This is a genomic window from Sulfitobacter sp. (genome assembly GCF_036960155.1).
GTDB lineage: Bacteria > Pseudomonadota > Alphaproteobacteria > Rhodobacterales > Rhodobacteraceae > Sulfitobacter.
Genome location: NZ_JBALWB010000012.1, coordinates 12,069 through 35,004 on the forward strand (window position 1 = coordinate 12,069; position 22,936 = coordinate 35,004).

Consider the following 22,936-nt stretch of genomic DNA (forward strand, 5'->3'; position numbering starts at 1 on the left):
TTCTTAACGGATATTAACCAAAATCGAAGCAGGAGTTTTGCCCCAAGTGTTTTACCGCGTCGTCCTTATATTCCTCGCTCTCAGTTTTGCGCAAATGGCGCAGGCTGGACCATGGCTACGTGAAAAAGGGTCTGCGTTTACGGCTGCTTCATTTTCCAGCACCTATTACATGGAAACAGCAACACAGACGTATTTGGAATACGGTCTAAGCGACAAAACCACGGTTGTTGCTGATCTTGGCATGGCTCGCCTACATTACGTCGAAAACAGCGGATACGCGACCGTATCCCTGCGCAGGGCTCTTAGCGCCCCAGATGCACAGTCAAAATGGGCGTATGAGCTTGGTATTGGTGCCGGTTGGATCGGATCAACGACCCTTCCCCATGTCCGAACCGGGCTCAGTTGGGGGCGTGGAATGGAATGGGGCAAGAAATCAGGCTGGATGACCGTTGAAGCCGCCGTGATTTGGGATCTGAGCGACGCGCATCATGTAACTAAGATAGATACGACCCTTGGTATAAATTTTACAGAAATCACCTCGGGAATGCTGCAAATATATACTGCCAATGTTGTGGATCAAACGTTTGGGACACTGGCGCCATCACTCATATTCAATCCAAAAAACAGCAAATTCCGCATCCAAATTGGTGCGGAAAGCCAGTTAGGAAACTGGGAAAACAGTGCGTTGAAAATTGGCCTATGGCGAGAATTCTAAAAGTGGCTCCGGCGCGAACGCCGAAGCCGAATTCAATTACACTACGTCGTTATCCATGCGGACAGTCACCGCAATCTTCCCGCTCACTGCCTCTGACCAAATCACATGAACCTGATCCGCTTCTGTCCCCTGCTGGGCTCTCACGAACGGGTTGTCGTAATTAAGCGCATTTGCGGCGTTGCGCACGCCCCCACGCACCACCACGGCATCCACGCTCAAGGAACGCGCTTCAAACGGCAATCCTGGCCCTGTCGGTACAACCCAAGTCTGGGTATCAGAGTTTTGTTCAAACTCGATTAAATGCGGATTTGCCACAGGACTATTCACGCCATGAAACGAGTTCCCCTCAAATCGGACATTGCGCATCTTCGCATAATTCAGATCAGAGAAACTGGTATCCACCCGTTCCACGCGATCAACATACCCGTTAATACTGCGAAAGCGGTTGCCAGATACGTTCAAACCATTGATGGAATGCCCAGATCCGAATGGCTTTAGAACCAGATAGCTAAAGCTTGTTGCGACCTCACCAGATATGAACACGTTGCTCGTGATATCCAATGAACTAAACGAAAAGCCGCTGTTGAAAACAGGACTTGGATCACGTTCATTTGTCCACTCAAAAAACGCATTATCCACGTAGTTTTGGCTGAACACACATGATGCATATGCCTCCGCCAGCACCAAACCCGCCGACCGGATACCTCCAGAAACTGAATCACCCTGAAAGAAATGGTTCCCAATGATTAGATGGTTCTGGCCTGCCATAACTGCAAAGTGACGAAAGCGTTCTGACCGGCAATTGCGCAATTTTACATCGTTAGCATTCACATTCAGAGCAATTGATGTTCTCTGAGACACCGTCAGATCATTTTCCGAAGACAGGAACTGGCACCCCTCAACAAACATCCCCTGACAACCACCGCCAATAGAAGTAATCCCGCGGTCCTTTGGCGTCGTAATAAAGCAGTCTTTAATCGTAAACACTGCTCCCGCTCTGGCCAACATAATGGCACTACAAAATTCTTGGCACTGGAATTCAATATCGCGCAAGATAAATTTGGAGATGACATCAAAACCGCTAAAATCCAAAAGGTATTTGAAGCGGTTGAATGTAAAGTTCTGCGTCCCTTCCGCGTCATATAGAGGCGCATTCAGCGTGATTTCACCGCTTGCTACGTTCTTCTCACGAACATAAATTTCACGTCCGACACCCGCACCGCTTACATGGCTCCCAATTTCGATATTTGCCACATTCGCAACGCCAGTCAGCGTACGCGAATTGCTCGCGTTATAGGTCGCCTGCGAAGTGACTGTGATCGTGTCCCAATCGCCACCCGACAGAGCAAGCAACTGTCCGTTATGGATTCCGCGACGTGTTTCATAACGGGTGCGGCTGGGTACTGCTGCTTGCATATCGACAGGACCAGTCAAGGCAACCTTTCGCCCGCCCAAATCCAGCGATTCATGATCCGAATTATTTAACAGCGCTTGAAACGCTTTTCGGAACGCTGTTTCTTCGTTATCAAAGGCTTGAATATAGTTAGGCAAATCGAAATTTTGACGGAGCAGAAGTACCGCGTCGGTTGCCATGCTGACTGTACCTTCAAAATTGGTCGGCGCGTCAAATGTAACATCCCCGTTCAACCGGAAGGTCCCTGCAGGAATCAATACAGTTCGGTCATTTGCCGCACTGTTCGCTGCTTCAAATGCTGCAGTGTCATCCGTCACGCCGTCACCAACCGCACCGTAATCACGCACATCAATCGTCGCTACAATGTCACTTAGGAAAAACGACGACACATCGTTGATTTCGATGTCATCGACACGCACAACGCCGCCATTCTGGCCAACTAGATCAATACCAAAGTGACCGTAGCCCGCGTTTGCCCCCCAAACCATATCAACGCCATCGCGATTACCAATGCCAACGATTGCACTGATCTCAACAACCTCGCCATAGGTTGTGAGTCCCGTCAAAGCCCCTTGCGTAACAACCCCCGACAACACACTCCCATTTGATTGGGCAGCATAGGCCGCAATGCGAACCGATGGGAGGTTCCCACTAATTGCTTTGACCCGCGCTTTGATCTGCACATAACAACCCGCAACAATAGGTGTCTGCCCCTTATAGCGCAGCAACTGTGTGCTATCCGTTTTCAAGATCTCCAACGCACCACCAAAATCCTGATCTGCTGGCACAAAAACGCCATTGGATGAGGTTGCGTAGCTGGAGGACCCTGCAGTGCCGTTTCCGTCTGAATACGCCGCCAAACCATCAGAGTAAGGTGTGGGCGTCAATTGAGTTCCGCTAGTGATTGCCATATTGATTGTATCCCTTTTCGCGCTTCTCCGGCGCAACTGCCGGACAGGCGTTGGGGGATATCAACATGGTGTTAAGGCGCAGCTATACCACCGTAACGGTGATGTTGCGGATCAACAGCGGCAACCAGTGTTTTTAGACACTCCGAGAGCCGAGGAAAATCCAAAATAAGTTCCTTTGGCCTACGCTGTAAAAAGCCACCTGCGTAGGCCAAAAGGGGATATTATCACTTACCCAACAAGGTTGCCTGCCAACGCTTCATCAATCAGCGCAACGGTCTCATCCACGCCGTAAAGCGCAATGAACCCACCAAATCGTGGACCTTGGCTCGCCCCGAGCAGAACCTCATAAAGCGCTGTGAACCAATTGCGGAGTGGATCAAACCGTTCGCGACCACAGGCAAATACTTCAGATTGCAACGCCTCAGCGTCCAACCCTCCCTCCCAAACGACAAGTCGTCCACGCAGATCTTCGAGCGCTTCGCGTTCCAGATCAGACGGCGCGCGGAATACTTTCGCAGGCTTCACAAAATCATTGTAATAGCTCACCGCATATCCTGCAGCAGCGTCCATTCCCGGATGCGTCTCGGCCGTTGCTTCGGGCGCGTACCGTTGGATAAAGCCCCACAATTGCGCTTTGTCCTCAGCTGACGAGACCGATGCGAGGTTTAGCAGCATCGAGAACGGCACAACCATGTCAGATTTTGGCACATCACCACTGTGGATATGCCAGACAGGATTGTTCAATTGAGCTTTGACATCTTGTGTCTCATAGGCCCGCAGCTGCTGGTGATACTCATCAACTGCTTTAGGAATCACGTCAAAATACATCCGCTTGGCCGTCTTTGGCTTGAGATACATAAAGTATGACAGCGATTCAGCACTGGCATAGGTCAGCCATTCGTCGATCGTCAGGCCATTACCCGAAGTTTTTGAGATTTTGTGCCCGTCTTGATCCAAAAACAGCTCGTAGCTGAAATGCTCAGGCGCGCGGGCACCCAAAATCCGGCAGATCGAATCGTAGATCGGTGTATTGGTTGAGTGATCCTTGCCGTACATTTCGAAATCAACACCAAGGGCAGCCCAGCGTGCGCCAAAATCGGGCTTCCACTGTAGCTTCACGTTGCCACCTGTGACTGGCAGCGTCATTTCCTCACCATCAGGCGTGTCGAACGTTATGGTGCCTGCTTTGGCATTCACTTCCTTCATCGGAACATACATCACCCGTCCTGTTTCGGGATGGATCGGCAAAAAGATGGAATAGGTCTGGCGGCGTTCTTCACGCAATGACTTCAACATCACGGCCATGATTTCATCGTATTTCTCGGCAGCCCGCATCAGAATTTCGTCAAACTTCCCTGTGCCGTAAAACTCGGTCGCGGAATAAAACTCATACTCGAACCCAAAGGTATCAAGGAACCCCCGCAATCGCGCGTTGTTATGGTGGCCAAAGCTCTCGTGTGTCCCAAACGGATCAGGCACGGACGTCAGCGGCTTTTGCAGGTGCTCTTCCAATGCGGCTGCATCAGGAACATTCGACGGCACTTTGCGCATCCCGTCCAAATCATCCGAAAAACAAATCAGGCGTGTCGGGATGTCACTGATCGCCTCAAACGCACGGCGGACCATGGTTGTGCGCGCGACCTCTCCAAAGGTCCCGATATGCGGCAGGCCAGATGGACCGTACCCAGTTTGAAACAGAACATATCCCTTTTCAGGCATCTTGCCCTGAAAACGTTTGAGTACACGGCGCGCTTCTTCAAAAGGCCACGCTTTGCTCTGCATTGCTGCATCCCGCATCTCAGACATATCAAACTTCCCGAAATTATAACCAGCGCACTATCGCGCAGCTCTGGCTTCATCTATTGTGCAAGACCCGTGCCGTCAATAATCTCGACAGCACCAAAAAATGCGTAAAGGACGTGACTAAATGCCCGAGAACCTATCCCTCACGTTAAGCCCGCAAGATTGCCTTATCGCCGTAATGGTCGCGGTCTCGGCTTCTGACGAAGATATCGGAACAGCAGAACTGATCAAAATCCAGACGGCTGTTAATCTACTACCAATCTTTGCCGAATTTGATGTCGATCGCATTAAGACAGTCAGTCAAATGGTTTTCGATCTGTTTGAACAGGAAGACGGCCTTGATGCTCTCTTTGGTCTTGTCAAAGAAGCACTGCCTCATCGCTTGAATGAAACCGCCTATGCGCTTGCATGTGATGTTGCTGCAGCAGATGGAACTCTGGAAGAAACTGAATTGCGCCTTTTGGAAGAAATTCGGTATGAGCTGGAAATTGATCGTCTGCACGCAGCAGCCATCGAACGCGGCGCGCGTGCAAGGCACCTAACCTGAACGCAAACACTAGTTAGGCGCCGTAAAGAACGCCCCAGCGCTCAATCAATTGTTGCTGCATCCGCTTCGCGCGGCGATTCCAGTTCACCCCACCGGGTGGGCGTTCGCGTTCTGCGCGGGTCAGGGTTGCACGAATGCTCTCATCCGCAGCAAAAATGGCAAATGCCATTTCTGTACCGTCTGGCCCCGTCAAATACCCAGCAAGGCCAGAGACAAAATTCAACGTACCTGTTTTCGCATTCACTTTTATCGGGTGATCTGTGATCACCTTGCGCTTTGCATCCCGCATGGCGATCGGTTTTAGAATCTCACGCAAACCTTCGCGATGAACTTTTAGCAGTGCTGCGACCATGTCCTTGGCAGTGACACGGCTGTCATCTCCCAAACCGGAATGATCAACCAGCGCGACACTTTCCATTCCCAGGCTATCACGCGCCCAATGGTTCATCCGCTCTGCCGACGCCTTCAGGTCTACAGGTTTGCTCCCGCGTGCTGTTGATGCAGCCAAACCCATCATCTCAGCGGTTAAATTCGTCGACCATTTCAACATATCGCGCAGAATATGCTGCAAATCGGCACTTTGATGGCGCACCAAAATGACGCCCGGCGGCACGGCATCGACGTTCTTGGGTGCCCCAAGTTGAATACCCTGCACCCCTGCAAGGCTTTGAAATACTTCCCCAGCATAAAGCCCCGGTTTGCGAACAGGTAGCCAGCGCGACCCATTCCGACCAAGTGCACCGCGCGCGACGGTCCATGCGTCAACGCCACTTTGGTTTTCATAGGTATAAACAGGCGAAGCCCTGTCGCGGATTTTCATGACCGCCATGCGCACCGACGGGCGATATTTTTCCGTACGCCCCTGCATTGTAACCGCGTATTTTCCGTTTGCGCGTTTCCATTCAAAATGCACGCGGTTGTAGTTCAACGCGAGCGACGAAACCCCAGGGTTATACCCAACCTGATCAGGCTGCTTGGGATCAATCCTTGGCAACACAGGCAGTGCCGCTTCATATATTTTGAAATCACCTTTTACGCTCGTGACGCCCGCCGCCTTTAGATTGGCAGCCATTGTCGCCAAAGCATCCGTGCTCAATGTCGGATCACTGCCACCAACCAACACCAGATCGCCATCAATCACACCGTCAACAACCGGACCTGTTGCCAATAATTGCGTTTCAAACTGGTGATCTGCACCAAACGCATCCAGCGCATAAAGCGCAGTAATCGCCTTTGCGACACTTGCTGGCGGACGGCCTGTTATGGCGTCATGCGCCTCTATTCCCACACCAGTCTTAACATCAGAAACCGCAAACGACACTTTGCCCGACAGTTTGGCCTCACCCATGATGTCTTCGACACTGCGTACGGCGCGTTTAAAGAAGTCTTCACCGCGCAACACAGGCCTAAGGGAGGATGTAGGGGGAGCGGCCCTAGCTGCGCCCGCGCCTAGAATACTTGCTGCGGCAGCTGTACCTAAAAAGTGTCTACGTGAAAATGCGCGTGTCATAACCTAGGGGTACCCTAAATAGCGCAGAGGCTACAAGCATCCAAAAATCACATTTCGTCCAACTTCAACGCGTGGTACCGCTGCGACATGCAACGCGCCGTCCTGATCATGTTCCTCGCCATGTCGCTCATTCCAACAGGGGATAGTGCGGGAAAACTGCTATCTGGAACATATGAAACCGCCCCGGTTTTTGTCGCATGGTCGCGGTTTGTATTAGGAGCCATTTTTATCTTTCCATTTGTGCCGCGCAGCGCTTGGTCGCTTTTGCGCAATTGGCGCATTTGGGTCCGTGCCAGTACATTGGCAGCAGGAATATCTTGCATCCAAGTGGCACTACAGCTCGAAGAGATCGCAACCGTCTTTGCGGCATTCTTCATCGGTCCGCTAATCAGTTATGTGTTGGCCGTCATATTCCTGCGCGAACCTGTAACTTTACTGCGTTCAGCACTCGTATTGATGGGATTTTTAGGGGTTTTGATCGTTGTTCGCCCTGGCATGGACACAAGCGCAGGCGTTCTGTGGGCCATAGCTGCAGGATGTTGTTACGGTGCATTTTTAACAATGTCGCGCTGGCTTGGGCCCTTGGCCACACCTATGGCAATGACATTTATTCAGTTGTTCATCTCAGCGCTATTTCTGTTGCCATTCGGCTTAACTAACTTGCCAGAGTTTTCAGGTACTATCGTTGCACTCACAGGAGTATCTGCGCTGTTCTCGATGCTTGGTAACTTATTGCTGCTGTATGCCTACGGTCTGGCACCAGCCACGCGATTGGCCCCGCTTGTCTATTTCCAGCTGGTTGCTGCTATCGGGCTTGGCTGGGCCATATTCGGTGATCTGCCGGATATCTGGACGTGGACAGGGTTGATCGTGATCCTCACAGCTGGACTTGCTTCAGCCCGCTTACGCTGACCAGTCACCCGCCGAACGGATCGCCGAGGATGACACATCCGTCATTGGCACATTCACAAAACACCACGCAGGTGCAGACGCATGTGCCAACTGTTGGCTATTCCTGCCTGCAATGCGGTATGGCGCATAAAGCGATGCCGCCCTACTCAATCTCGCAGAAATGCGTTGCCCCGGGCGCGCCAAAATACCCAGCGGAACACGTTGTGCAATATCCCTCCAGTCCTGCCATAAATGGAATTGCGCCAAGTTGTCAGCGCCCATCAACCAGACAAACCGCTGTTTGGGATATAACTGCTGCAAAGCACGCAGCGTTTGCGCAGTGTAGCGCGTCTTCAACCGCTCTTCGATACCAGTGACCTGAACCTTGGGATGATCCATAACCTCCCTTGCATGGGCTATCCGCTCCAGCATCGGTGCAGGGCCTCGGGTCTTTAACGGATTCCCCGGACTCACCAGCCACCATACCTGATCAAGGCCAAACCGCTTAAGGGCCTCGCGGGTGATATGGGCGTGACCTGCATGTGCAGGATCAAACGACCCCCCTAACAAGCCAATCACCTGTCCCGGTGCTGCATATGGAATATCATAGCGCAAAACGAATACGACCCCCGAAGTTACTCAGGGGCCGAAAGGACGGGATGGCCCGCCAATTGTCAATCAGACTTAGTGCTTGTGCTTGACGATCTCGCCAGATTTCAAGCGACCAAAGTAGCTATTCATCTCACGCTTCACGATCGGCATCAGGAAGTAGAGCGCCGTGATGTTAACAACTGCCATTGCAAAGATCATCGCATCAGAGAAGTCGATTACCGCGCCAAGCTGGGCAGCAGCACCTACGATGATGAAGAAGCAGAAGATCAATTTGAACACCAGTTCAGTCGTCTTGCCTTCACCAAACAAGTAGGTCCATGCTTTTAGGCCGTAGTAAGACCAAGAGATCATGGTGGAGAAAGCAAACAAGATCACAGCAACCGCCAGAACGTATGGGAACCAGCTAAAGCCACTTGCAAACGCCGCAGACGTCAGAGCAACGCCGCCAGAACCATCAATAGTTTTGATCGCTGTACCGGCTTCATTCAACGCATAAAGGCCTGTTGCAGGATCCACGACCAACACACCAGAAATGGTGATTACCAGCGCTGTCATCGTGCAGATCACAACCGTATCAATGAACGGTTCCAGCAAGGAAACGACACCTTCGGTCACTGGCTCTTTTGTCCGAACAGCAGAGTGCGCAATCGCAGCAGAACCAACACCAGCTTCGTTCGAGAACGCAGCACGTTTGAAACCTTGGATCAACGCACCAACGAAACCACCCGCAACACCAAGACCGGTAAACGCACCAGCAAAGATCTGGCCAAACGCCCAGCCAATTTGATCCGCATTAACAATCAAAATGATCAGCGCCGCAATGACGTACATAACGCCCATGATTGGCACAACTTTTTCAGTCACGCTTGCGATGGATTTGATCCCGCCAACGATAACGGCAAACACGACAACGGCAAAGATACCGCCAGTGATCAGACCGGAGAAATCGCCAGTGATCTGCGTGATCTGTGCGTGTGCTTGGTTGGCTTGGAACATGTTCCCGCCGCCCAATGCGCCACCGATGGTGAAGATCGCGAATATAACCGCCAGCACTTTACCGCCCGGCAGACCGCGCTCCTTAAAGCCCTTGGTCATATAGTACATCGGTCCACCAGAAACGGAACCGTCTGCATATTCATTCCGGTATTTCACACCCAGCGTACATTCTGTGAATTTGGATGCCATGCCCAAAAGACCTGCAACCACCATCCAGAATGTTGCACCCGGTCCACCGATCCCAACAGCAACCGCAACGCCTGCGATGTTACCCAGACCAACAGTACCAGAAAGCGCAGTGGTTAAAGCTTGAAAGTGGCTCACCTCACCCGCGTCATTTGGATCAGAATAGTCACCTTTGACCAAGCTGATCGCGTGACCAAACGCTTTAATCTGGATGAAGCCAAAATAGACCGTAAAGATCGATGCCGCTACAACCAACCACAACACGATCCAAGGAAAGTTTGTGCCAGGTAGGTTCATAAAGATCAGGTTCACGAACCAGCCAGTTGAACCCGCAAAAATATCATTGACCTTTTGGTCGAAAGACACCGCTTCCTGAGCGGCGGCCAACGTTGGAAGGCTCAGCGCTGTGGCTGCAATCCCGCTTGTAATAAATCGTTTCATATTTGCCTCCGCCTTATGGGATGATTGTAATCGGTACACTCGACGCAGCAACAAGCCGGCCAGTAACACCACCGAACAGACGCTCTTTGAGGCCACGTTCACCAACACGGCCCACAACAATCTGAGATGCATCAAGCTTTTTCGCGAGGCTCTCAAGGATGTCAGCAACATCGCCGTGCCTTACGATGCCTTCAGCTTCGCAGCCTGCCGCTTGAGTGGATTGAACCGCTGGATCAACAACGCGTTCATGCGCCAGTTTCAGCTCTTCTTCGCGGCGTCCATGACGCACTTCATTTTCTTCCGCTGTTTGGAAGCTGTATGGCGACCACTCGATCACATAGACCAGCACAATACGGCAATTGCCGATCAGTTTAGCTCGGGTCATGGCAAAATCTAACGCGCGTGCACCGGCATCAGATCCGTCCAGCCCTACAATAAGGGTTGTTTGAGACATTTTTTTCTCCCTGTCATCGACCATATTAATCTACGGTCTGGTTATCGATCTGTTTCCGTAAACAGGTCACAAATCGAACTGGGGCAACTTAACAGAACACGATGCGGCAAATTGCCCTAAATTATCGTCATCGTAGAATATTAACCCAAATACAGATCATATTTCACTGCAAATGAACCATTTGCGTCGTCTTCGGCGCGAACTTGCCTTAACGCTCTAGGACGTTTTCCAACACTGGCAGCCGTTCAAGCGGGTAATTCGGCTGTAATACCCATATTCCGTCTTCATCGCGATCAAGCGGGCGCAACGTCCCTCCCGGGAATGCCCTGCTGCGCAGTGCGAGAACGATGTCCGACAAAACCGCTGGGTTAGCTCTGAAATACGAATGGCTGTCAGCGCTTCCAGCGTCTTCAACACGAATAAAGTGTATCAGTCCCTGTTTTGCCAATCTCTGCACTTCGTCTTCTGTAAAATCATCTTCGCCCAACGCCCCGATGCGCGTTGTTTTGGTCAAAAATGAAGACAGACGCAGTGCAGAGTCATTGGGATTAACGTAAATGTTGACCTGCTCGAAAGCTTCGGAAAACCGTTCGGTCAATAACCGCTGTCGTACGATCCCCGTATCCAGATCAGCCGCCGCTAGAATTAGCGTCCCTGTCTTAAGACCCAATTTTGGTGCCACACCGCGTCCACGCTGTACCAAAATCAATTCTCTCAAGGCTTGGGTCATCACGTCTGTACCACGCGAATGAGCCACAATATCGATATCTTCTACTTCGGGAATTTCTGCTAACATCGTCAGAAACTCTTTGGCGTGATAGACGCTAAAATCACCTGATGCTCTGTCTCGGAAATACCCCAAAGGCCCGCGATTACCAGCCGGCCAGCTGAAAGCGATAGGGATACTTCTGCGACCCGTAAAATGCCACAGGTTTGCGAGCGTTGTCATCCCACTTTCGAAATCGTTTGCGACGCCGTGCGTATAGACAAGAATCCGGCCATTGCCTGTCCGCGCCACCTCAGCTCGGACCTGTTCTTGAAATGCCTTTCGCCCTTTTTCGTAGCTAAGTGCTGCGCTTGGTTCAACGCGCAACCCACCTTCCGTTCGCCTGTCGGCCAGTGGAACAGGGTCAAAGCGTACGCGCTCATCCACCTCGCCCAGATCAAGGCGGCTGATACTTCCGCGGCGATCAACGTGGGTTCGCGCAACCAAATCATCCCAATCCTCGGCTCCGAATTTCACTGGCGCTGACCCAAATGCCATCGCTTGCGAACGTTCCCGCCCATACCCCGTCACCTTACCATTAGTGCGCTCTGGCAGGCGGTCCGTTACATAAAAGATTTGCGGAGTAACACTTTGTAATGGTGCGGGCACTGCATCAGCCGGGTAATTTACCCCATCCAAATACAGGTTTGGCGGCGCGGCTAGGCGCACACCAAGGCTGCATGCACCCAGTCCCAATACGAGCCCAGCCCATAGTATTATCCGTCTGGCCATCGCTGAGCTCCCTTGTGGCGTTGATCTTGCCCCCAGTGACCGATATTGCAAGGTAAATCCAGACAAACTCGAGGAGTCGCGCAATGGCCGCTTATCAATACGTCTACCACATGCAAGGGGTCTCAAAGACCTATCCCGGCGGCAAGAAGTGCTTTGAAAACATACACCTAAACTTCCTTCCAGGAGTGAAAATTGGTGTTGTCGGCGTCAATGGCTCGGGCAAATCAACCCTGATGAAGATTATGGCAGGTCTAGATAAGGACTTCACTGGCGAGGCTTGGGTCGCCGAAGGCGCCAAAGTTGGCTACCTCCCGCAGGAGCCAAAGCTTGATCCTGAGCTAACAGTGCGTGAAAACGTGATGTTAGGTGTTGCCGGGAAAAAGGCCATCCTCGACCGCTACAATGAACTGGCGATGAACTATTCCGATGAAACGGCTGATGAGATGGCCGCGCTTCAGGATCAAATCGACGCAGAAGATCTTTGGGACCTAGACAGCCAGATCGACGTTTCCATGGAGGCGCTGCGTTGCCCTCCAGATGATGCCGAAATTTCAAAACTATCAGGTGGTGAATCTCGCCGTGTGGCTTTGTGCAAATTGCTGCTTCAAGCTCCCGAAATGCTGCTTCTCGATGAACCGACCAACCACTTGGATGCGGAAACCATCGCATGGCTGCAACAGCACCTCATCAACTACAAAGGCACAATCCTGATCGTCACGCACGATCGGTACTTCCTTGATGACATCACCAGCTGGATTCTTGAACTAGACCGTGGTCGCGGCATCCCCAATGAAGGGAACTACTCCGACTGGCTTGAGCAGAAAGCCAAACGCCTCTCCAAAGAGTCCCGCGAAGACAAATCACGCCAGAAAACGCTCGAACGCGAACTGGAGTGGATGCGCCAAGGAGCCAAAGCACGTCAGTCCAAGTCCAAAGCCCGGATCAAGTCTTACAACGAAATGGCGGATCAGTCAGAACGCGAAAAACTCGCGCATGCGCAGATCGTTATTCCCAACGGTCAACGCTTGGGCAGCAAGGTCATTGATGTTGAAGGTCTGACCAAAGCAATGGGTGACAAACTGCTGGTTGAAAACCTCGAATTCTCACTCCCGCCCGGTGGAATTGTTGGCGTCATCGGCCCCAACGGTGCAGGTAAGTCCACGCTGTTTAAAATGCTGACCGGTCAGGAAGAGCCTGATTCCGGCACAGTGGAAATCGGTGATACTGTTCAACTCAGCTATGTTGACCAGTCCCGCGATGACCTAAAGCCCGACGACAATGTTTGGCAGGCCATCACAGGCGGTGCAGAGCTGATCCAGCTTGGCGATGCTGAAGTGAATTCACGCGCCTACTGTTCTTCGTTCAACTTTAAAGGCGGAGATCAACAAAAGAAAGTTGGTTTGCTATCTGGTGGTGAACGTAACCGCGTTCACATGGCACGACTGCTGAAATCAGGCGGCAACGTACTGCTCCTCGATGAACCTACAAACGATCTGGACGTTGAAACCCTGCGCGCACTCGAAGATGCCTTGGTTGATTTTGCAGGCTGTGCCGTGGTCATTTCGCACGATCGCTTCTTCCTTGACCGTATCTGTACTCACATCCTCGCTTTCGAGGGGGAAGCCCATGTCGAATGGTTTGAAGGTAACTTCGAAGATTACGAAGAAGACAAGAAACGTCGCCTTGGCGCTGATGCGCTGGAACCAAAGCGCCTCAAGCACAAGAAATTCGTACGTTAAAGTACCCTATTGGGGCGGCCTATCGAGTCGCCCCAAGCTCATTCCAAGTAAATCGTTGTAAGAACAAGTGCTCTAAAGAATCGGTGCCAAATTAGGCCGATCACAAAAAATCCGCACGAAGCAAGCAAACCAAGCCACGCTCAGATCAATAAATTGCGCCATCAATTTAAACGCATCACGATCAAAAATTAGTTAACAATATCAACAATATAATACGCCTACCTGCACCCACCTTTAGAACAAACCAAACTGGCTGATCTTTGCCTGCTTCCGCCTGCACACTTGAAATTTTGGCGTCTACATGCCATCTATTCAATTGCGAACGTTATCTTTATCCAGACCACTGTCTCCGCTTTTGCGTTCAGTCTCTCGATTACAGACCGACCAAGCCGGGCCATCGCACTCTCGCGGATGGCATCTATCTACTAGGAGACTACGGAATGGCTACTGGCACCGTAAAATGGTTTAACACTACAAAAGGCTTCGGCTTTATCGCACCTGATGGCGGCAGCAAAGACGTGTTTGTACACATCTCAGCTGTTGAGCGCGCTGGCCTTACTGGTCTTGCCGACAACCAGAAAGTGACTTTTGACATTGAAGCAGGCCGTGATGGCCGCGAGTCTGCGGCAAACATCGCGCTTGCATAAGCTGATTTGAGGGCGGCGGATAAAATCCAAAACCCTTAACACACGAAGAATTGACCGGCCATTCTGCAACGGATGGCCGGTTTTTGCGTTTCAAGCTTGATAATGGGCGAAAATTTGGGACATTAGGGCGATCCAATTCTACAAAAGGACCGTTACATGCGCCGTCGTACATTTATCGCAAGCTCTATTGCCGCTACAACTTTGCCACAACTTGTTTCAGCAAAAACTGCAAACTTTGATCCGACCCCTCAAAAGGTACGCATCAAAAAGAGCTACCAAGTAGGCGAACTCCTCATTTTGCCACGTAGTTATTACCTCTATTTCGTAACTGCACCTGGCGAAGCAATGCGCTACGGCGTTGGCGTCGGCAAAGCTGGTTTGGAATTTTCCGGCACCGCGACAATCTCCGTCAAAAAAGAGTGGCCCACATGGCGTCCCACAAACGAGATGATCGAACGCGACCCAAGTGCCTATGGCCGCTTCATCGGCAACACTGAGGCCCAGCCAGGTGGCCCCAGCAACCCACTGGGGGCGCGCGCACTGTATCTCTTCCAAGGTGGTAAAGACACATACTTCCGCATCCATGGAACAACAGCGCCCAAATCCATCGGGCGTTCTGTATCTAACGGCTGTATCCGCATGCTGAACGAGCACGTCAAAGACTTGTACGAACGCGTGCCAATCGGGACAACCGTTACGGTTTTATAAACCCCACCTCAAGATTCAAAAAGGGCTGGTGCTTTCACCAGCCCTTTTTTGTGCGCAATCGAAGCTATCCAGAGACATGTGATTGAAGCTGGAGCAACAATCACAGCTCCAGCGCAGCGTTCTTATCCTAGAACTTCGCCAATTAGCATCTGCGGCTGACCATTGTAGAAATTTGGAATATCGCCCAAAACTGGCGCCGCTGCACCCATTGCTGCATCCATCGCCGCTTGGTCTGCGAAAGTCATTGTTGCAATTGTGTGAAATCCAGCTGGAACATCAGGCCCGCCCGCCAGCCCTTTAACAACCATTGTATTGTCGATGTGCGAGCCCATGTGCTCTTTGACCAAGGGCAGATGTGTAGCGGCATAATAATCGTGATCAAACGTCGTGTCGTTTTCGGTCGAATACAAAACTTGCAGCGAAATGGTCATTTTAAATTTTCCTATAAAGGCCAACCATATCGGCTAGCCTCAACAGCTTAGGAATTAATATTAGCTTTGAATAGCCTAATCAGAAGATGATGACTTAACTGTCATGTGTCAAATTTAGCCCCCCCGCATTTCGTTGGAATGGATACCCGCACAAGAATTGTCATTTACCCAAGATCAAAATCGAAATCACAAAACAAAGCCTACAACAAAAAGGGGCCAGCACATTTGTGCTAGCCCCAGTAAATTATGATCTCGCAACCTATAAACGGCTGCTTTAGTTTAGTGCGGCATCCGTAATCACAGATGTCCATGCGCCTTCAGGCTGCTTGGAAATAACCGGATCAGAACCACCTGCCAGCAGCGTATCAACTGTGCGTTGGAAATCCGCCTCAATCAATGCACCTGTTGAACCAGCAGTCAGTTTGGCGATCTCTTTCATCATACGTACCTGTGCTTCTTCAGATTGGGCACCTGTTTCATCATTCTCGATGATGATCGCACCTGCTTCTTCTGGGTGTGCAGCAGCATATTCCCAGCCCTTCATAGACGCGCGCACAAAGCGGACCATCTTGTCCACGAACACTTCGTCTTTCAGGTTGTCTTCCAGTACGTAAATACCATCTTCAAGCGTCGCAACGCCCTGATCTTCGTACTTGAACGTGATCAGCTCATCCGCGTTCACGCCTGCATCCAACACCTGACCATACTCATTGTAGGTCATCGTTGAGATACAATCAGCTTCACGCTGCAACAGTGGATCAACGTTAAAGCCTTGCTTAAGAACGGTCACGCCGTCATCGCCACCATCTGTGCTGATGCCCTCTTTGCTCATCCAGCTCAGGAACGGATACTCGTTCCCAAAGAACCAAACGCCAATCGTTTTGCCTTTAAAGTCTTGCACTGATGTGATGCCAGTATCTTTCCAGCAGGTCAGCATCAAACCCGATGTTTTAAACGGCTGCGCGATATTCACAACCGGAAGGCCTTTTTCACGTGCCGCCAGCGCGGAAGGCATCCAGTTGAGCATCGCATCAGCGCCGCCACCAGCTAGAACTTGAGGCGGTGCAATATCAGGACCACCCGGCAAGATCGTTACCTCTAGACCTTCTTCTTCGAAAAAGCCCTTATCCTGAGCCACATAGTAACCCGCGAATTGTGATTGAGTAACCCACTGCAGCTGCAGCGCTACAGAGTTTGCATGCCCATCCGCAAAAACGGGTGTTGCTGTCAAACCTGCGGCACATGCCGCTGCCATCATAAATTTCTTCATCTTTCGACCTCCAAGTCGGTTGGTTAACACTCTGCCCCGTTCTACGGGGTCGTCGTTATCGTTGTGAAGGGTGCCAGAAGGTCACCCGTTTTTCTACCCACGTCATCGCGCCGTAAAACGCACTGCCTGCCAATGCAGCCACCACAATCTCGGCCCAAACCATATCCAGCGCAAGTTGCCCAAAGCTGGTTGATATGCGAAATCCCATTCCCACTGTCGGCGAGCCAAAAAATTCAGCAACAATCGCACCGATTAGCGCAAGGGTAGTCCCAATCTTGAGACCGTTAAAGATAAAGGGCATCGCACTAGGCAATCGTAACTTGAACAACGTGGGCCAATACCCCGCCGCATAGGTGCGCATCAGATCGCGTTGCATGCCGTTAGTATCTTTCAGGCCTGCAACTGTATTCACAAGAATTGGAAAGAAAACCATAACCGCAACTACAGCAGCCTTAGATTCCCAATCACTCCCCAACCATTTCACAAAAATCGGCGCAGTCCCCACAATCGGTAACGCTGCCATAAAGCTCCCTACAGGGAGGATTCCACGGGTTAAAAAATCTGAACGGTCCGCGATCACAGCCACAATCAATGCACCCACAGCGCCAATGATATAGCCGCTTAGCGCACCCTTCAAAATCGTCTGCCTAAAATCAGCCCACAGGATTGGGCCTTCTTGCGCAAGCCGTGAAAGCACCGAAGAGGGCGCAGGCAGGATCACCGGGTTCACTTCAAACCCGATCACCATCAGCTCCCAAACGACCACAATCGTCAGGCCGAATATGGCGGGAATCGCTACTTTTATCACTAGCAAATCTGACCTAGGGCCATTCGCCAATCGTACGTTCAGCACCCAACCGCCAGCCCAGAACAATAACGCTATTAGGACATACATCATGTTGCATCCATCCCCATGCGTCGCAGCGTGACCCGTTCTATCGCGCTAAACAGCGCGACCAAAGCTGCCGCTGTTAAGGCTGCAGCAAACAAAGCAGCCCACGAAACCAACGGTTGTCCATATTGATCCCCGACCAACATACGTGCCCCAAAACCTGCGCGTGCTCCGGTTGGCAACTCAGCCACAATCGTACCAACTAACGATGCCGAAATCCCGATTTTAAGGGACGCAAACAGATAAGGCGCTGACGCAGGAAGGCGCAATGACCAAAACCCTTGGTTGCTCGACGCATTATAGGTACGCAGCAAGTCCAGCTGCATACCCGACGGGCTACGCAACCCTTTAACCATCCCGACAACCACAGGAAAGAATGAAAGATAGGCCGCAATCAACGACTTGGGAAATAGCCCCTGAATGCCCATGGACCCCATGACAACAATCACCATCGGAGCTAGCGCCAAAATCGGTATCGTCTGGCTTACAATCGCCCAAGGCATAACCGAGCGATCCATCACACGACTGTAAACAATGCCGACAGCTAGCAGTATTCCCATTCCAGTACCCATGACGAAACCCAGCAGCGTCGGCGCCAACGTCACCCAGCCATGATAAACCAGCGACCGCTTTGACGTGATATTCTTCTGGAAAATTGTCTTGTACATCTCACCTGCTACCTGCTGCGGGCTTGGCAAACGGGGTCGTTTAAAACTGTAGGCTAGCGAAATCAGATCAGGGTTAGCCATTGCCAATGCAAGGCCACTAACATCCTGCCGCGCCGCAGGCGTATCGGGTTGCACAACGGCCCCATCACGCTGCGCTTGATCCGCTACCAAATGCATATTCATAGGGATCACTGCCAACAGCCAAATCCCAAGGATAGCTGCAACAACGGTGAGTACAGGTAGGACGGATTTCACCACAAACCCTCCACCAATCGGGATGGCGGGTGGGGCGCCGTCGCAGACGCGCGTCGCACGGTATCTCTAATCATCAGCATGCCCCGCCCGCAGCCCTTCACGCACACGGTGCGCAATCGCCAAAAACTCGGGACTCTCGCGAATTTCCAAAGGCCGCTCTTTGGGCAATGTGCTTTCAATCACATCCGTAATCCGTCCAGGACGAGGACTCATCACAACAATCTTGGTGCTCAGATATACCGCTTCAGGGATCGAATGTGTGACAAAAGCAATTGTCTTTTCTGTCCGCGCCCAAAGATGCAGCAGTTGCTCATTCAAGTGATCCCGAACAATTTCATCCAGCGCCCCAAAAGGTTCATCCATCAACAGCAGATCCGCGTTAAACGACAACGCCCGCGCAATGCTAGCCCGTTGCTGCATCCCACCTGACAATTGCCATGGAAACTTATTCTCAAACCCTGACAGTTCCACCAGCTCCAACACCCGCGCCACGCGCTTGGCGTGCTCAGCCTTTGGAACCCCCATAATCTCAAGCGGTAACCGAATGTTCCCGCCAATTGTACGCCAAGGGTACAGTCCCGCCGCCTGAAACACATACCCGTAAGCCCGCGCTTCACGCGCCTGCTGAGGCGAGACACCGTTCACGGTAATTTTCCCACCCGTAGGCTGCTCCAAATCCGCCATCACCCGCAGAAATGTCGTCTTCCCACAGCCGGACGGCCCAATAAAGCTAACAAACTCGCCCTGCTTGATGTCTAGATCAACGCCCTTCAAGGCATGCACGGGGCCATCATTCGTCTCGAACGTCAGGTCGAGGTTTTTAGCTGAGATCACTGTTTCAAGCATTTTTCGTCTCTCTGCGTCGTAGCCACTCTAGGGTAGCGATAATTGTTACACTTGCTAAGGGAGAAACGATCAAAGCGTAGCCATAGCTCAACATTCCACTCGGGCCGTCACAAGCAAAGATCGCGCGGCCTTCACCACCCCCACCTACTTCAGGAGGAATTAGAACAGGGTCAGCCGCGCAGCTCTTTAACGTCTGAATAGCTGTCCAACCAAGATACCCAAGCCCAGCTAATCCGACAATAAAGCTCAGACCAGTATGGACTTTGGATAAACCCCACATCAACGTCCACACGATACCAACAAACACCCCTACCAAAATCAGCAAGATAACAAGAATTCCAAACGGTGACCCCATCAAATCCCCGCCGGAATATTCAACGGATCACGTTTGATCATTTTCGGCGCATTCAGTTCTTTCCACTTGCTCAATGCGACATTGGCGGACGGAAACGCTGGACGTGGGATAAACTTACCCCGTCCCGGGTTTGGTTGGCTGTTCTGCCCCCACGCCCAAATCACTTCGCCGCGACTTAGCGTAAAGCGGCTCTGCGCACGCACCTCAAAGCCCTCAAACACGTTGTAATCCAAAACCGAATGGTGGTTTGCAGGTGAAATCGTCTTGGTGATCTTGGGATCCCACACAACGATATCCGCATCCGCCCCTTCTACAATCGCGCCTTTGCGCGGGTAGATGTTCAAAATCTTTGCGACATTGGTTGAGGTGGTTGCAACGAATTCGTTCATCGTCAGACGGCCTGTCTCAACACCTTCTGTCCAAAGTACGGCCAGACGTTCTTCAAGCCCGTTAGAGCCGTTTGGGATGATCCGGAAATCATCCTTGCCAGCACGTTTTTGCTCGGTGCTGAACGCCGCGTGGTCCGTGGCAACAACCTGCAAGCTGCCCGATTGCAGGCCCGCCCATAGGCTGTCCTGATGATCCTTTGAGCGGAAAGGCGGTGACATGACGCGCCGTGCGGCATGGTCCCAATCCTTGTTGAAATACTCAGACTCATCCAGTGTCAGGAATTGGATCAGAGGCTCGCCATACACACGCATGCCTTTTTGGCGCGCGCGGCGAATGGCTTCGTGGGTCTGCTCACAAGATACATGCACGATGTACAATGGCACACCTGCGGTATCCGCAATTGTGATCGCGCGGTTGGCCGCTTCGCCTTCCAGTTCGGGTGGACGCGAAAACGCGTGGCCCTCTGGCCCGGTGATCCCTTCGTCAAAGTATTTTTGCTGAAGTTCGGCCACCAGATTGCCGTTCTCCGCATGTACCATCGGCAGCGCACCCAGTTCCGCACAACGCTTGAAAGAGGCGAACATTTCGTCATCCTCAATCATCAACGCGCCTTTATACGCCATGAAGTGCTTGAACGAATTCACGCCCATGTCCACAGCGTCTTTCATCTCATTAAAGACGTTCTCGTTCCAGCCCGTGATCGCCATGTGGTAACCTACGTCCGAACAAATCTGCGGCGCGCTTTTGCGGTGCCACTCATTGATCGCGTTCTTGATCGAGCCATCCTCACCCGGCAGACAGAAATCCACAATCATGGTGGTCCCGCCACAGGCGGCAGCCCATGTGCCACTCTCAAACGTCTCAGCGGCGGTGGTTCCCATAAACGGCATCTCAAGGTGCGTGTGCGGATCAATCCCGCCGGGGATCACATAAGCGCCCTCAGCATCGATGTATTCGTCACCGACCAGATCCTCGCCAATACGAATGATCTTTTCGCCCTCAATTAGAACGTCCGCTTTCCACGTACGGTCCGCCGTGACGACAGTGCCGCCTTTAATTACTTTGGTCATTTACTTACTCCTGTAACAACCGTCGGTTTGGTCCAACTCGCCATCCAACCAAAACTCTAACTTTTGATAAGGTCTGATGTGTAGTCGAACAATTGGCCCACCAGCGACTGTATTTGCTGTGACGACATGGCGCGCGTCGGTCTTTTCGTCGATTAAGACCGGAAACTTTGTCGCTTCGCTATCGGGCATCACAACAATATACTTCGTCCCCTCGCTGTATTCCAAATAGTATTCACGGCCCGGGTTCTTGCAAATCATGCCAACATCCGCAGCAAATGCTGGGGCGGCCTGCACCGTAAGAATGAAGAACGGAAAGATGAGGGCCCTCACCCAACAATCTCCGCGGTCTCCACTACCGCATGCAGCAACACATCCGCGCCTGCCATTGCCCAATCTTTGGTGATCTCTTCGGCCTCATTATGCGATAGCCCGTCTACGCAAGGGCACATCACCATTGCCGTAGGCGCCAGACGATTGATCCAGCAGGCGTCATGCCCTGCACCTGAAATCAAATCCATGTGGGAATAACCCAACCGCTCGGCCGCGTTGCGTACTGCAGTTACACAGGTTTCATCAAACGTCACGGGATCAAACCCGCCAACCTTTTCAAACTCAATGCTCAGCCCCATCTCATCAGCCACTTTCTGGCCTTCAACACGCAGCTTTGCTTCCATGTTTTCAATAACGCTTAGATCGGGGGAGCGGAAATCGACGGTGAACACCACCTTGCCAGGGATCACATTGCGCGAGTTCGGGTAAACATCGATATGCCCTGCGGCACCCACCGCGTGAGGCGCGTGCGACCATGCGATCTCATCCACTTTATCCAATATCCGAGCCATACCCAAACCTGCGTTTTTGCGCATCGGCATTGGCGTTGATCCGGTATGGCTGTCTTTGCCCGTCACTGTCACTTGTGTCCATGACAGGCCTTGGCCGTGGGTTACAACACCGATGTCCTTGCCCTCGACTTCCAGAATCGGCCCCTGTTCGATGTGCAGTTCAAAGAACGCATGCATCTTGCGCGCGCCAACTTCTTCTTCGCCGCGCCAGCCAATCCGCTTGAGCTCATCGCCGAATGATTTGCCCTCAGAATCTTCGCGGGCATAGGCCCAGTCCTGCGTGTGGATGCCAGCAAACACACCCGAAGACAGCATCGCTGGTGCGTACCGCGTACCTTCTTCGTTGGTGAAGTTCGTTACAACAACAGGGTGTTTGGTCTGGATGCCCAGATCATTCATCGTGCGCAGGATTTCCAAACCACCGAGGACACCCAATACGCCATCGTATTTACCCCCAGTTGGTTGCGTATCCAAATGCGACCCTACGTAGACTGGCAACGCCTCTGGGTCCGTTCCTTCACGACGCGCAAACATGTTGCCCATCTGGTCGAGGCCCATCGTACAACCCGCAGCCTCGCACCATTTCTGGAACAGCGCACGGCCTTCGGCATCCTCATCAGTCAGCGTTTGGCGGTTGTTGCCACCTGCCACTCCCGGCCCGATCTGTGCCATCTCCATCAAGCTGTCCCACAAACGATCGGGGTTGATTTTGAGGTTCTGTCCGGGCGCTGGCATGGGCTGGCTCCTGCTTGTTTATGGAGATCACCGGAGTGATCAAAATTTTACCAATTGGTAAACTCACGATTGCCCCTCCCTTCATGTCTGTCAAGAACTGCTTTAGAAAG

General features: G+C 51.9%; 22 protein-coding genes. 6 read left to right on the forward strand and 16 right to left on the reverse strand.

Annotated elements, in window-relative coordinates; translation table 11 throughout:
• Positions 1–37: 37 nt before the first annotated feature.
• Complete coding sequence (locus tag V7775_RS19475) at positions 38–715, forward strand: hypothetical protein (protein ID WP_335753589.1); 678 nt, start codon at positions 38–40, stop codon at positions 713–715.
• 36 nt (positions 716–751) lie between these two features.
• Here the strand turns inward: V7775_RS19475 and V7775_RS19480 are convergent, their stop codons facing one another.
• Complete coding sequence (locus V7775_RS19480; protein WP_335753680.1) at positions 752–3,046, reverse strand: glycosyl hydrolase family 28-related protein; 2,295 nt, start codon at positions 3,044–3,046, stop codon at positions 752–754.
• Between the two features lie 222 nt (positions 3,047–3,268).
• Entirely contained in the window at positions 3,269–4,846 is a 1,578-nt protein-coding gene (locus V7775_RS19485; RefSeq protein WP_335753590.1) for a lysine--tRNA ligase, read from the reverse strand.
• Positions 4,847–4,967: 121 nt separating this feature from the next.
• Between V7775_RS19485 and V7775_RS19490 the strand changes: the two genes are divergently transcribed.
• Positions 4,968–5,390 (forward strand): tellurite resistance TerB family protein, encoded by a 423-nt coding sequence (locus V7775_RS19490; protein WP_335753591.1) that lies wholly within the window; start codon positions 4,968–4,970, stop codon positions 5,388–5,390.
• Between the two features lie 13 nt (positions 5,391–5,403).
• Here the strand turns inward: V7775_RS19490 and dacB are convergent, their stop codons facing one another.
• The gene (dacB, locus tag V7775_RS19495) at positions 5,404–6,900 is read right to left on the reverse strand and encodes a D-alanyl-D-alanine carboxypeptidase/D-alanyl-D-alanine endopeptidase (RefSeq protein WP_335753592.1); all 1,497 of its coding nucleotides are present in this window, start codon (positions 6,898–6,900) and stop codon (positions 5,404–5,406) included.
• An 87-nt stretch (positions 6,901–6,987) separates the two neighbouring features.
• Between dacB and V7775_RS19500 the strand changes: the two genes are divergently transcribed.
• Positions 6,988–7,812, forward strand: a complete 825-nt coding sequence (locus tag V7775_RS19500; protein WP_335753593.1) for a DMT family transporter — start codon at positions 6,988–6,990, stop codon at positions 7,810–7,812.
• Here the strand turns inward: V7775_RS19500 and V7775_RS19505 are convergent.
• From V7775_RS19505 to V7775_RS19520, 4 genes are all read right to left on the reverse strand, one after another.
• Complete coding sequence (locus V7775_RS19505) at positions 7,804–8,406, reverse strand: nicotinate-nucleotide adenylyltransferase (protein ID WP_335753594.1); 603 nt, start codon at positions 8,404–8,406, stop codon at positions 7,804–7,806. The genes V7775_RS19500 and V7775_RS19505 overlap by 9 nt on opposite strands.
• Before the next feature lie 69 nt (positions 8,407–8,475).
• The gene (locus V7775_RS19510) at positions 8,476–10,026 is read right to left on the reverse strand and encodes an alanine/glycine:cation symporter family protein (protein WP_335753595.1); all 1,551 of its coding nucleotides are present in this window, start codon (positions 10,024–10,026) and stop codon (positions 8,476–8,478) included.
• 13 nt (positions 10,027–10,039) lie between these two features.
• Positions 10,040–10,480: a universal stress protein gene (locus V7775_RS19515; protein WP_335753596.1), complete on the reverse strand. Its 441-nt coding sequence runs from the start codon at positions 10,478–10,480 to the stop codon at positions 10,040–10,042.
• Between the two features lie 208 nt (positions 10,481–10,688).
• On the reverse strand, positions 10,689–11,978 hold the full coding sequence (locus V7775_RS19520; RefSeq protein ID WP_335753597.1) for an alpha/beta hydrolase: 1,290 nt from the start codon (positions 11,976–11,978) through the stop codon (positions 10,689–10,691).
• Between the two features lie 83 nt (positions 11,979–12,061).
• Between V7775_RS19520 and ettA the strand changes: the two genes are divergently transcribed.
• The 3 genes from ettA (at position 12,062) to V7775_RS19535 (ending at position 15,072) form a co-directional block, all read left to right on the forward strand.
• A complete protein-coding gene (gene ettA / locus V7775_RS19525) occupies positions 12,062–13,717 on the forward strand; it encodes an energy-dependent translational throttle protein EttA (protein ID WP_335753598.1) in 1,656 nt (551 codons plus the stop codon).
• 440 nt (positions 13,718–14,157) lie between these two features.
• The gene (locus tag V7775_RS19530; RefSeq protein ID WP_108836582.1) at positions 14,158–14,364 is read left to right on the forward strand and encodes a cold-shock protein; all 207 of its coding nucleotides are present in this window, start codon (positions 14,158–14,160) and stop codon (positions 14,362–14,364) included.
• A 156-nt stretch (positions 14,365–14,520) separates the two neighbouring features.
• Positions 14,521–15,072 (forward strand): L,D-transpeptidase, encoded by a 552-nt coding sequence (locus V7775_RS19535; RefSeq protein ID WP_335753599.1) that lies wholly within the window; start codon positions 14,521–14,523, stop codon positions 15,070–15,072.
• A gap of 122 nt (positions 15,073–15,194) precedes the next feature.
• Here the strand turns inward: V7775_RS19535 and V7775_RS19540 are convergent, their stop codons facing one another.
• From V7775_RS19540 to V7775_RS19580, 9 genes are all read right to left on the reverse strand, one after another.
• Positions 15,195–15,503, reverse strand: coding sequence for an EthD family reductase (locus V7775_RS19540; RefSeq protein ID WP_335753600.1), 309 nt, complete (start codon positions 15,501–15,503; stop codon positions 15,195–15,197).
• A gap of 274 nt (positions 15,504–15,777) precedes the next feature.
• Positions 15,778–16,773 (reverse strand): ABC transporter substrate-binding protein, encoded by a 996-nt coding sequence (locus tag V7775_RS19545; protein WP_335753601.1) that lies wholly within the window; start codon positions 16,771–16,773, stop codon positions 15,778–15,780.
• Between the two features lie 55 nt (positions 16,774–16,828).
• Positions 16,829–17,671, reverse strand: coding sequence for an ABC transporter permease (locus V7775_RS19550; RefSeq protein ID WP_335753602.1), 843 nt, complete (start codon positions 17,669–17,671; stop codon positions 16,829–16,831).
• Positions 17,668–18,588 (reverse strand): ABC transporter permease, encoded by a 921-nt coding sequence (locus V7775_RS19555; protein WP_335753603.1) that lies wholly within the window; start codon positions 18,586–18,588, stop codon positions 17,668–17,670. Before V7775_RS19555 ends, V7775_RS19550 begins: the two co-directional genes overlap by 4 nt.
• A 66-nt stretch (positions 18,589–18,654) precedes the next feature.
• Positions 18,655–19,434, reverse strand: a complete 780-nt coding sequence (locus tag V7775_RS19560; protein WP_335753604.1) for an ABC transporter ATP-binding protein — start codon at positions 19,432–19,434, stop codon at positions 18,655–18,657.
• Positions 19,427–19,789, reverse strand: a complete 363-nt coding sequence (locus V7775_RS19565; RefSeq protein ID WP_335753605.1) for a hypothetical protein — start codon at positions 19,787–19,789, stop codon at positions 19,427–19,429. Before V7775_RS19565 ends, V7775_RS19560 begins: the two co-directional genes overlap by 8 nt.
• Positions 19,789–21,249: a dihydropyrimidinase gene (gene hydA, locus V7775_RS19570; RefSeq protein WP_335753606.1), complete on the reverse strand. Its 1,461-nt coding sequence runs from the start codon at positions 21,247–21,249 to the stop codon at positions 19,789–19,791. Before hydA ends, V7775_RS19565 begins: the two co-directional genes overlap by 1 nt.
• Complete coding sequence (locus V7775_RS19575) at positions 21,250–21,579, reverse strand: hypothetical protein (RefSeq protein WP_335753607.1); 330 nt, start codon at positions 21,577–21,579, stop codon at positions 21,250–21,252. It abuts the gene before it with no gap.
• Positions 21,576–22,826 (reverse strand): Zn-dependent hydrolase, encoded by a 1,251-nt coding sequence (locus tag V7775_RS19580; protein ID WP_335753608.1) that lies wholly within the window; start codon positions 22,824–22,826, stop codon positions 21,576–21,578. The genes V7775_RS19575 and V7775_RS19580 overlap by 4 nt, the downstream gene beginning before the upstream one ends.
• Between the last annotated feature and the right edge of the window lie 110 nt (positions 22,827–22,936).

Excerpts from the sequence above, each read along its gene's own strand:
- V7775_RS19485 (WP_335753590.1), bottom strand. The coding sequence starts at position 4,846 with ATGTCTGAGATGCGGGATGCAGCAATGCAGAGCAAAGCGTGGCCTTTT.
- V7775_RS19490 (WP_335753591.1), top strand. The coding sequence starts at position 4,968 with ATGCCCGAGAACCTATCCCTCACGTTAAGCCCGCAAGATTGCCTTATC.
- dacB (WP_335753592.1), bottom strand. The coding sequence starts at position 6,900 with ATGACACGCGCATTTTCACGTAGACACTTTTTAGGTACAGCTGCCGCA.
- V7775_RS19500 (WP_335753593.1), top strand. The coding sequence starts at position 6,988 with ATGCAACGCGCCGTCCTGATCATGTTCCTCGCCATGTCGCTCATTCCA.
- V7775_RS19510 (WP_335753595.1), bottom strand. The coding sequence starts at position 10,026 with ATGAAACGATTTATTACAAGCGGGATTGCAGCCACAGCGCTGAGCCTT.
- V7775_RS19515 (WP_335753596.1), bottom strand. The coding sequence starts at position 10,480 with ATGTCTCAAACAACCCTTATTGTAGGGCTGGACGGATCTGATGCCGGT.
- V7775_RS19520 (WP_335753597.1), bottom strand. The coding sequence starts at position 11,978 with ATGGCCAGACGGATAATACTATGGGCTGGGCTCGTATTGGGACTGGGT.
- ettA (WP_335753598.1), top strand. The coding sequence starts at position 12,062 with ATGGCCGCTTATCAATACGTCTACCACATGCAAGGGGTCTCAAAGACC.
- V7775_RS19530 (WP_108836582.1), top strand. The coding sequence starts at position 14,158 with ATGGCTACTGGCACCGTAAAATGGTTTAACACTACAAAAGGCTTCGGC.
- V7775_RS19535 (WP_335753599.1), top strand. The coding sequence starts at position 14,521 with ATGCGCCGTCGTACATTTATCGCAAGCTCTATTGCCGCTACAACTTTG.
- V7775_RS19540 (WP_335753600.1), bottom strand. The coding sequence starts at position 15,503 with ATGACCATTTCGCTGCAAGTTTTGTATTCGACCGAAAACGACACGACG.
- V7775_RS19545 (WP_335753601.1), bottom strand. The coding sequence starts at position 16,773 with ATGAAGAAATTTATGATGGCAGCGGCATGTGCCGCAGGTTTGACAGCA.
- V7775_RS19550 (WP_335753602.1), bottom strand. The coding sequence starts at position 17,671 with ATGATGTATGTCCTAATAGCGTTATTGTTCTGGGCTGGCGGTTGGGTG.
- V7775_RS19560 (WP_335753604.1), bottom strand. The coding sequence starts at position 19,434 with ATGCTTGAAACAGTGATCTCAGCTAAAAACCTCGACCTGACGTTCGAG.
- V7775_RS19565 (WP_335753605.1), bottom strand. The coding sequence starts at position 19,789 with ATGGGGTCACCGTTTGGAATTCTTGTTATCTTGCTGATTTTGGTAGGG.
- hydA (WP_335753606.1), bottom strand. The coding sequence starts at position 21,249 with ATGACCAAAGTAATTAAAGGCGGCACTGTCGTCACGGCGGACCGTACG.
- V7775_RS19580 (WP_335753608.1), bottom strand. The coding sequence starts at position 22,826 with ATGCCAGCGCCCGGACAGAACCTCAAAATCAACCCCGATCGTTTGTGG.